A 9,516-nucleotide genomic window follows, 5' to 3' on the forward strand; every position below is an offset into this window, starting at 1 on the left:
ACCCGGGGCGTGGCCGACTTCGACCCCGTCGGCCAGGAGCGCACCGAGTCGGCCGCGGCCGTGCTGCGCCGCGCCACCGCCGGGCGGGGCGCGGACGTCTGCCTGGAACTGTCCGGGGCGTACCCGGCGCTGCACGAGGCGATCCGCGCCACCACCCACGCCGGCCGCGTCGTGGCCGCCGGCTTCTACCAGGGGCAGGCCGACGGGCTCGGCCTGGGTGAGGAGTTCCACCACAACCGGATCCAGCTGGTGGCGGCCCAGGTCTCCGGGCCGACCCCGGCGCCCGGCATGGCCGGCCGGTGGACCGGAGCCCGCGTCGCACACACCTTCATGGACCTGGTGGCCGAGGGCAGCGTCGACCCGCTGCCGCTGGTGAGCCACGTCGTCGACGCCAGCGCGGTGGCCGACGCGCTGGCGCTGCTCGACCGCGGTGACGGTGACGCCCTCCAAGTGGTGCTGAGGTTCTAGATGACGATCCCACTGGCCTGCCAGGAACAGCTCCTGCCGGGCACCGACCTGATCCAGAAGTACGCGCTCGCCACCGCGCTCGGCTACGACGCGATCGAGCTGCGCGGCCGGGGCGAGCTCGCCCTCGCCCGGCGGCTGCCCGAGCTGCGCCGGGCCCGCGCCGCCGGGGTGGTCATGCCCACCGTCTGCGTCGAGATGGACCACTTCATCGGCGACTTCGACCCCGAGCGGTCCCGCGACGCGGTCCGCAACCTGCGCTCCCAGCTCTCCGTGATCGCCGAGCTGGGCGGAGTCGGCGCGATGACCCCGGCCGCGTGGGGCATGTTCTCCCGGCGGCTGCCGCCCTTCGAGCCGCCCCGCTCGCCCGCCGGCGACCGGCAGGTGCTCGTCGACGCCCTGGGCGAGCTGGGCGAGCACGCCCGCGCCGAGGGGGTCGCCCTCTTCCTCGAACCGCTGAACCGGTACGAGGACCACATGGTCAACCGGCTCGACGACGCCGTCGCCCTCTGCGCGGCCGTCGGGCTGCCCTCGGTGCGGGTGGTGGCCGACACCTTCCACATGAACATCGAGGAGGACGACGTGCACCGGGCGCTGCGCGCCGCCGCGCCGTACCTCGGGCACGTGCAGGTCAGCGACTCCAACCGGTTCCAGCCCGGCGCGGGCCACCTCGACTGGCCCGCGCTGGCGCGTACCCTGCTGGAGATCGACTACCGGGGCTGGCTGGCGCTGGAGTGCCGGCTGCGCGGCGACCCCGTACGCGCCCTGCACCAGGCCGCCGCCGTGCTGCGGCACGCGCAGCCCCGACAGGCGGCGGCATGAGCACCGGGACCGCCGGCGGCCGGCGCGCCGACGGTCGGGCCGACGTCGCCGACGGCGGTCTGCGCGGTGGACCCGGCGGCGCGGCGGGCCCCGGGCCGGCGGCCGGCCCCCGGGACGCGGGGGCGCTGCGCCGGCTCGCCGTGGCCACCCTCGACGGCAACTGGGAGCACGACCACACCGTGCCCTCGCGCACCCTCTACCCGCACCAGTGGAGCTGGGACTCCGCGTTCAGCGCGATCGGCTGGTCCCACGTCCGCCCCGACCGCGCCTGGCGGGAGCTGGCCAGCCTGTTCCGGGCGCAGTGGGTCGACGGGCGGGTGCCGCACATCGTGTTCAACCCGGCGCTGCGCGTCGGCTCGTACTTCCCGGGGCCCGAGTTCTGGGACTCGGCCAGCGCCGACGGCGCACCGGCGGCCGCCACGTCCGGGCTGATCCAGCCGCCGGTGCACGCGCCGGCCGCGTGGCTGGCGTACCGCCGGTGCCCCTCCGAGCGGGCGCGGGCCGCGCTGCGCCGGCTCTATCCCCGGCTGGTCGCGCAGCAGCGCTACCTCGCCACCCGGCGGGACGTCGGCGGGGGCGGGCTGGCCTGCGTCGTGCACCCGTGGGAGTCCGGGCTGGACAACAGCCCCGCCTGGGACGCGCCGATGGCGGCGGTGCCCGCCGACGCGGCCGTCATGCGCGCGTACCGCCGGCACGACACCGCGCACGCCGACGCCGCGCACCGCCCCACGGACCTCGACTACGCGCGCTACGTCGCGATCGTCGCGTCCTACCGCGAGCGGCGCTACCGCGACGACGACCTCGGCGCGCGGCACCCGTTCCTGGTCGAGTGCCCGCTGGTCAACGCGGCGATGGGGGCGGCCGAGCACGCCCTCGCCCGGATCGCGCCGCTGGTCGGTGCGGACCCGGGCCCGCACCGGGAGCGCGCGGCCCGGATCACCGAGGCGCTGGTGCGCCGGCTCTACGACCCCGCGACGGGCACCTTCCGGCCCCGGGACCTGCGGGCCGACCGCCTCGTGCCGGCCCGGACGGTGCTCGGCCTGGCCCCGCTGGTCCTGCCCGACCTGCCCGCGCCGCAGGTGTCGGCGCTGGTCGCCGAGGCGTGCTCGCCGCGGTTCGGGCTGGCCGCCCGGATGGAGCGACCGCTGCCCAGCCACGACCGCACGGCCCAGGACTTCGAGCCGCTGCGCTACTGGCGCGGCCCGAGCTGGATGAACGTCAACTGGCTGATCCGCCGGGGGCTGCTCAGCCACGGCCGCCCCGACCTGGCCGCCGGCCTGCGCGACTCGATGATCGACCTGGTGGCGCGCGCCGGCTGCCACGAGTACTTCCATCCCGACACCGGGGCCGGGCTGGGCTCGCCGGCCTTCGGCTGGACGGCCGCGCTGCTGCTCGACGTCCTCGCCGACGACCCGGCCGGCTGAGCCGGGTCGCGCGGGCCGCGCCGCGCCGGGGAGAGCCGATCGCGTCGACAGGCCCCTAGGCTGAGATTCGTCTGACCAGACTGCGGGTCTCTGATCAGACGATCGTCGAGGCAGCGATGGGCCGGGTCCGAACGGAGCGTGCTGATGACCGACGTCGGTGTCCGACCGATGCGCCCCGAGGACGCCGCCCAGGTCCTGCGGATCTACCAGGCGGGCCTGGACGGCGGCGACGCCAGCTTCGAGACCGCCGCCCCCGCCTGGGCCGCCTTCGACGCCGGCCGGCTGCCCAGGCACCGGTTCGTGGCGGTCGACGGGGACGACGAGGTGCTCGGCTGGATCGCCGTCTCGCCGGTCTCGGCCCGGGCGGTCTACGCCGGCGTGGTCGAGCACTCGGTCTACGTCGACCCGGCGGCCCGGGGGCGCGGGGTCGCCCGGCTGCTGCTCGACGCCCTGATCGCCTCGACCGAGGCCGCCGGGATCTGGACCATCCAGTCCGGCGTGTTCCCCGAGAACGCGGCCAGTCTCGCGCTGCACGGGCGGGCCGGGTTCCGGGTGGTCGGGGTGCGCAGACGGGTCGGCCGGCACCACGGCCGCTGGCGGGACGTCGTCCTGCTGGAGCGGCGCAGCGCCGTCGTCGACTGATCCGCCCGCCCGCCGGCCCGCGTCCGACGGCTCGTCGCCGCCGGCTTCCCACGGGGGGCGCCGCCGGCGCGCCCGCCCGGGGTGTCGTTTGCCCGCGCCCCGCCGGGGTAAGCGCGGGGCCGGTGACGACAGGAGGCGCCGTGCGGTTTCCCCTTTTCGTCGACGCGGTGTCCCGCCGGTCGGGCCTGTCGACCGCGCAGTCGGCCACCATCGCGCGTGCCGTGCTCCAGACGATGGTGGAGCGGATGACCGGCGAGGGCTCCGGCGATCCGGCCGGGCACCTCCCCGACGCGCTGGACGGCTACCTGGCGGCCGGGCCCGGGTCGGGGTCCGACGACGGCCGCCGGCCCGCGCCCGGGCCGGCGCAGTTCCTGCGTGAGGTGGGGGAGCGGGCCGGGGTGGACGAGGCGACCGCCCGGGCCGGCACGGGCGCGGTCTTCGCCACCCTGCGGGAGGCGGTGACCGTCGAGGAGTTCCACGACATGGTGGCCCGGCTGCCCCGGGACTTCGACGGGATGACGCAGCCGATCCCCCGCCCGCCGTGTGACGGCTGACGTTTCCACCCGTAATAGGTCGTTCACAGGCCGACTGTGGACATCGACGCGGATCGCAGGAAGACTCAAGGCAAGAGGGCCGTTTCGCCGGAAAATTACCCGCCGGTAGGCGGATACGCGGCAACTCCTCTACGCGCTAGAGGGATGATCGGACGGACTTGGCCGGCCATTCTCCGTCGGTTACTCGCCCCTTCGGCTGGACTTTAAACGATGATCTTTCGCCCCAGGTATCGAGGCATATGCTGCTTCCATTGTGAAGTCCTGGGGGGGATCATGATCGCGTTTGTCGAACGCTGCACGCTGCCCATGAGCAGGTCGGCCGCCGCGCGCTGACATGATGGAATCGACGGTAGTCAGTCGCTTCGGGGCGGTCGCCGCCCGTCGAGCCGACCAGCCGGCAGTCCTCGGCGAGGGCGCCCCGCTCAGCTACGCCGCCCTCGCCCGCGCCGCCGGCGGCCACGCCGCCGCGCTCACCTCGGCCGGCTGCCGGGCCGGCGACCGGGTCGCCCTGCTCACCGGGCACGGCTCGGCCACCATCGCCGCCATCCTCGGCACCCTCGCGGCGGGGTGCGCGTACGTGCCGCTGGACCCGGGCTTCCCGGAGCGGCGGCTGGGGCACATGCTCGCCGCCGCGGAGGTCGGCGTCGTCCTCTGTAGAGCCGAGCACGTCGAGCTGGCCCGCCGGCTCACCGCCGACCGGCCGGCCGTGCGGGTGCTGACCGTCGACGACGTCCCGGCCGCGCCGCTGCGGCCCGTGCCCGTCGACCCGGACGCGCCGGCGTACGTGCTGTTCACCTCCGGCTCCACCGGCGTGCCCAAGGCGGTCGCGCAGACCCACCGCAACCTGCTGCACGTGGTGGACAACCAGATCGCCACCCTCCGGATCGGAGCGGACGACCGGCTCAGCCTGCTCGCGTCGTTCAGCTTCGACGCGGCGATCCCCGACCTCTACCCGGCGCTGCTCGCCGGGGCCGCCGTCGTCCCCGTGGAACTGCGCCGGCACGGCCTCGCCCACGCCGTCGAGCAGCTCGCCCGGCACGGGGTCACCGTCTACCACTCCACCCCGACCGTCTACCGCTTCCTGCTCGACACCCCCGGCCCCCGCCTCGACCGGGTGCGGGTCGTGCTGCTCGGCGGCGAGCAGGCCACCCACGCCGACGCGGTCCGCGGCCGGGACCGGTTCGCCCCCGACTGCGTGCTGGTCAACGGCTACGGCGCCACCGAGATGACCTTCGCCGCCCGGTACGCCCTGCCGCTCGCCGACGCCGACCCCGCCGCCACCGGGCCGCTGCCCATCGGCACGGCCCTGCCCGGCTACGAGCTGCGCCTCGCCGCCGACGGCACGGGCGCCGACGGGACCGGGGAGATCGTGGTACGCAGCCGGCACCTCGCCCCCGGCTACCTCGGCCAGGACAGCGACCGGTTCTCCACGGACCCCGACGGGGTGCCCACCTACCGGACGGGGGACCTCGGCACGCGGCTGCCCGGCGGGGAGCTGGTCTGCCTCGGCCGGCTGGACCGGCAGGTCAAGGTGCGGGGGTTCCGGGTCGAGCTGACCGAGATCGAGGCGGCGCTCGCCGACCAGCCCGGCGTCGCCGGGGTCCGCGCCGTCGCCCGCGACGGCGAGCTGCTCGCGTACGCCCGACGGGCCGGCGGCGAGCCGGACCCGGCGGCCCTGCGCGACGCCCTCGCCGCGCGGCTGCCGGAGTACGCGCTGCCGCGCGCGGTCGTCGTGGTCGACGAGTTCCCGCTGACCGTCACCGGCAAGATCGACGAGCGGGCGCTGCCCGACCCGGCCCGGGCCGTGCCCGCCGGGCAGGGGCCGACCACCCCCACCGAGCGGATCGTGCACGACATCTGGTGCGAGGTGCTCGGGCGCGACGCCGTCGGCCGCGCCGACAGCTTCTTCGACGTCGGCGGCCAGTCCCTGCTGCTCGGTCGCGTGCAGCAGCGCCTCGCCGAGCGGTTCGGGGTGCGGCTGCCCATGCTCCGCCTCTTCGAGCACCCGACCGTGGCCGCCCAGGCCCGGCTGCTCGACGCCCCGGCCGAGCCGGTCCCCGCGCCGGTCGTGCGCGCGCCCGTCGCCCCGGCGACCGCCGCCCGGGAATACACCGGCGACGAGATCGCCGTGGTCGGCCTCGCCGGCCGGTTCCCGGGGGCGCCCGACGTCGCCACCTTCTGGTGGAACCTCTGCGCCGGGGTGGACTCCATCCACGACCACACCGACGAGGAGCTGGCCGCCCTCGGCGTCGGCCCCGGCCTGCGCGCCGACCCCCGGCACGTCAAGGCGAGCGGCCGCCTCGACGGCGTGGCCGACTTCGACGCCGAGTTCTTCTCCTTCGGCGCCGACGAGGCCGCCCGCACCGACCCGCAGCACCGGCTCTTCCTCGAGACCGCCTGGGAGGCGCTGGAGGACGCCGGGCACGACCCGGCCCGCTTCCCCGGGCTGGTCGGCGTCTACGCCGCCACCTCCGCCAACCGGTACTTCCTCTTCCACCTCATGGACAACCCGGCCGTGGTCGGCGACGTCGACCCCGACGACTGGGAGGCCCGGCTCGTCGGCCGGCAGTTCACCGACCACCTGCCCGGGCAGGTCGCCTACCGGCTGGGCCTGACCGGCCCGGCGGTCGCCGTGCAGAGCGCCTGCTCCAGCTCGCTGGTCGCGGTCTGCCTCGCCGCGCAGAGCCTCGCCGACTACCAGTGCGACATCGCCCTGGCCGGCGGCGTCAACGTGACCTGGCCGCGCTACCGGCACACCCCCGGCGGCCTGGCCTCCCCGGACGGCCGCTGCCGCGCCTTCGACGAGGCGGCCGCCGGCGCCGGGTTCGGCTCCGGGGTCGGCGTGGTCGCGCTGCGCCGCCTCGCCGACGCCCAGGCCGACGGCGACCGGATCTACGCGGTGCTGCCCGGCTGGGCCGTCACCAACGACGGCGCCGACCGCGCCGGATACGCCGTGCCCGGGCCGGCCGGGCAGGCCGCCGCCGTCGCCGACGCGCTCGCCGCGGCCGAGGTCGCCCCCGGCGAGGTCCGTCTCATCGAGGCCCACGGCAGCGGTACGCCGCTCGGCGACGCCATCGAGGTCGCCGCGCTGCACGAGGTGTACGCGGGCGCCGCCCCCGCCGAGAGCTGCGCGCTCGGCTCGGTGAAGACCAACATCGGTCACCTCGACGCGGGCGCCGGCATCGCCGGGCTGATCAAGGCGGTGCTCGCCGTGCAGCACGGCGTCATCCCGCCGAACCTGCACTTCACCCGCCCGCACCCGGAGGTCGACCTGGCCGGCGGCCCGTTCTACGTGCCGACCAAGGCGCGGGACTGGCCCGAGGTGGCGCGCCGGGTGGCCGGGGTCAGCTCGTTCGGGCTGGGCGGCACGAACGCGCACGTGGTGGTCGAGCAGCCGCCCCCGGCCGAGCCGGTCGGCGACGGTGACTCGCCCGCGTACCTGCTGCCCGTCTCGGCGCGGACCCCGGTGGCGCTGCGGGCGGCGCTGGCCCGGCTGCGGCAGCACCTCGCCGGGGCCGCCCCGGCGCTGGCCGAGGTGGCCGCCACCCTCGCCCTGGGCCGGCGCGCCTTCGGCTGTCGGGCCGCCGTGGTGGCGGCCGACCCGGCGGGCGCCGTCGCCGCGCTGGACGAACTGCTCGCCACCGAAGCCCGGTTGGCCGGCGACCCCGGCGAGCTGCGCGAGCTGGCGGCGGCCTGGATCGCCGGCGGGGACGTGGACTGGACGACGCTGCACCCCAAGGGCGCGGTCCGGCGCACCGGGCTGCCCACCTACCCGTTCCAGCGTCAGCGCTACTGGATCGACCCCCCTCAGAAAGGCGCGAGGTGAACTGGTTCCTCTCCGCCGGCCGCCGTGACCCGGCACCGGTGCAACTGTTCTGCCTGCCCTACGCCGGCGGGGGCGCGAGCGTCTTCCGGCGCTGGCAGGACGGGCTCGGCGCGGGCGTCGAGGTGCTGCCGGTCCAGCTGCCGGGGCGGGAGAACCGGATCAGCGAGGACCCGGAGTTCCGGGTGGACGACGTCGCCTCCGCCATCGCCGACCGGGTCCGCGGCCCGTACGCGATCTACGGCCACTCGATGGGCGGCCGGGTCGGCTTCGAGGTGGTCCGCGAGCTGCGCCGCGCCGGCCGCCCGCTGCCGCTGCGCCTCTACGTCGGCGGCGCCCGGGCCCCGCACGTGACCGCGCCCAGCCTCTTCGACGGGCTGTCCCGGGTGGACGACGACGAGCTGCTGCGCCGCCTGGGCGCCGGCGGCGGCCTGCCCGCCGAGCTGCTGGCGCACCCCGAGCTGGTCGAGCTGCTGCTGCCGTTGCTGCGCGCCGACTTCGGGCGGGTCGACAGCTACCGCTACGCCCCCGAGGAGCCGCTGCCGGTGCCGATCGTGGCGTTCAGCGGCCGGCACGACCGCGCCGTCACCCGCGCGCACAGCGACGCCTGGCGCGAGCACACCGCCGCCGGCTTCACCCTGCGCGAGATCGACGGCGGGCACTTCTTCCTCAACGACCGGCTGCCCGAGCTGCTCGCCGCGATCCGCGCCGACCTCGACGAGGCCGCGACCGCCGACCTCGGCGGGGCCGCGACCGCCGACCTCGGCGGGGCCGTGACCGCCGACCTCGGCGAGGCCGTGACCGCCGACCTCGGCGAGGCCGTGACCGCCCGCCCGGGACGGGCCGCCGGCCCGGGCGCCGCCGACGACCCGGCGGCGGTCACCGCAGCCGGGCCGGCGGGCGGGCACCGGGTGCCGCTCGGCGACACCGGCTGGTCGGTGTGGCGGGACGCGATCCTGCGCACCACCGGCTTCCCCGCCGACGGCCTGACCATGCTCTCCGCCCCGCGGGCGGCGGCCGCCGCCGACGAGCTGCTCGCCACCGGCGACGGCGCGGAGCGCTTCGACAAGGAGTTCGCCGAGGCCGTGACGGCGACCGGGCGGCGGCTCACCGAGCTGGCCGCCGATCCGCTGCTGCGGGAGGCGGTCACCTGGCAGAACCGGGGCGCCCTGGTCGCGCTCGACGGCCTGGCGCGCGGCGGGCCCGACGCGGCCCGCAACGTGCGGCGACGCGACCGGGAGCGCGCCCTGCTGAAGTACTGGCAGCGCTACTGCGGCAAGAACGAGACGGTCGGCTTCTTCGGCCCGAGCTGCTGGGTCACCCTCGACCCGGCGCGGCCGGAGACCGCCGACGTGCGTCCCGGCCCGGGCCTGACCCGACGCCGCTGGGTGTGGTTCGAGTCGTGGGCGCTGAGCGCCTACGCGGAGCGGATCGGTCAGGACCCGGCGGTGCGCGGCTGGTGGGCGCCGATGCTCTGCCCGCAGCTCAGCCTCACCGACCGCACGGTCCGCCGGCCGGGCCGCCCGCCGGTGTCGCTCACCCCCGTCGAGGCGGCGCTGCTCGCCGCCGCCGACGGCCGGCGCCCGGCCCGCGACCTCGTCGCCGACCCGGCGATCGGGCTGCGCCGTCCCGAGGACGGCTACGCGCTGCTGGACCGGCTGGTCGAGCGCGAGCTGATCACCTGGGACGCGGCGCTGCCGGTCAGCCCGGACGCGGAGGACGTGCTGCTGCGGCAGATCGAGGCGATCGGCGACGAGCCCGCCCGGCGGGACGCCCGGGCCGGCTT

The 9,516-nt window shown here is 76.8% G+C and carries 6 protein-coding genes and 1 pseudogene; all 7 read left to right on the forward strand.

Annotated features, from left to right (window positions below):
• A pseudogene (locus tag ACWENR_RS27080) lies at positions 1 to 468 on the forward strand (oxidoreductase); the annotation flags it as partial.
• A complete protein-coding gene (locus tag ACWENR_RS27085) occupies positions 469 to 1,287 on the forward strand; it encodes a TIM barrel protein (RefSeq protein ID WP_452279778.1) in 819 nt (272 codons plus the stop codon).
• The gene (locus tag ACWENR_RS27090) at positions 1,284 to 2,711 is read left to right on the forward strand and encodes an MGH1-like glycoside hydrolase domain-containing protein (RefSeq protein WP_452279779.1); all 1,428 of its coding nucleotides are present in this window, start codon (positions 1,284 to 1,286) and stop codon (positions 2,709 to 2,711) included. Before ACWENR_RS27085 ends, ACWENR_RS27090 begins: the two co-directional genes overlap by 4 nt.
• A gap of 144 nt (positions 2,712 to 2,855) precedes the next feature.
• On the forward strand, positions 2,856 to 3,353 hold the full coding sequence (locus ACWENR_RS27095) for an N-acetyltransferase family protein (RefSeq protein WP_452279780.1): 498 nt from the start codon (positions 2,856 to 2,858) through the stop codon (positions 3,351 to 3,353).
• A 140-nt stretch (positions 3,354 to 3,493) separates the two neighbouring features.
• Complete coding sequence (locus ACWENR_RS27100; protein WP_452279781.1) at positions 3,494 to 3,907, forward strand: DUF2267 domain-containing protein; 414 nt, start codon at positions 3,494 to 3,496, stop codon at positions 3,905 to 3,907.
• A 337-nt stretch (positions 3,908 to 4,244) separates the two neighbouring features.
• Positions 4,245 to 7,733, forward strand: coding sequence for an amino acid adenylation domain-containing protein (locus tag ACWENR_RS27105; RefSeq protein WP_452279782.1), 3,489 nt, complete (start codon positions 4,245 to 4,247; stop codon positions 7,731 to 7,733).
• The coding region (locus tag ACWENR_RS27110) for a thioesterase domain-containing protein (RefSeq protein ID WP_452279783.1) at positions 7,730 to 9,516 on the forward strand (1,787 nt) is incomplete at its 3' end. The genes ACWENR_RS27105 and ACWENR_RS27110, both read left to right, overlap by 4 nt.

The organism is Micromonospora sp. NPDC004336 (assembly GCF_053602615.1).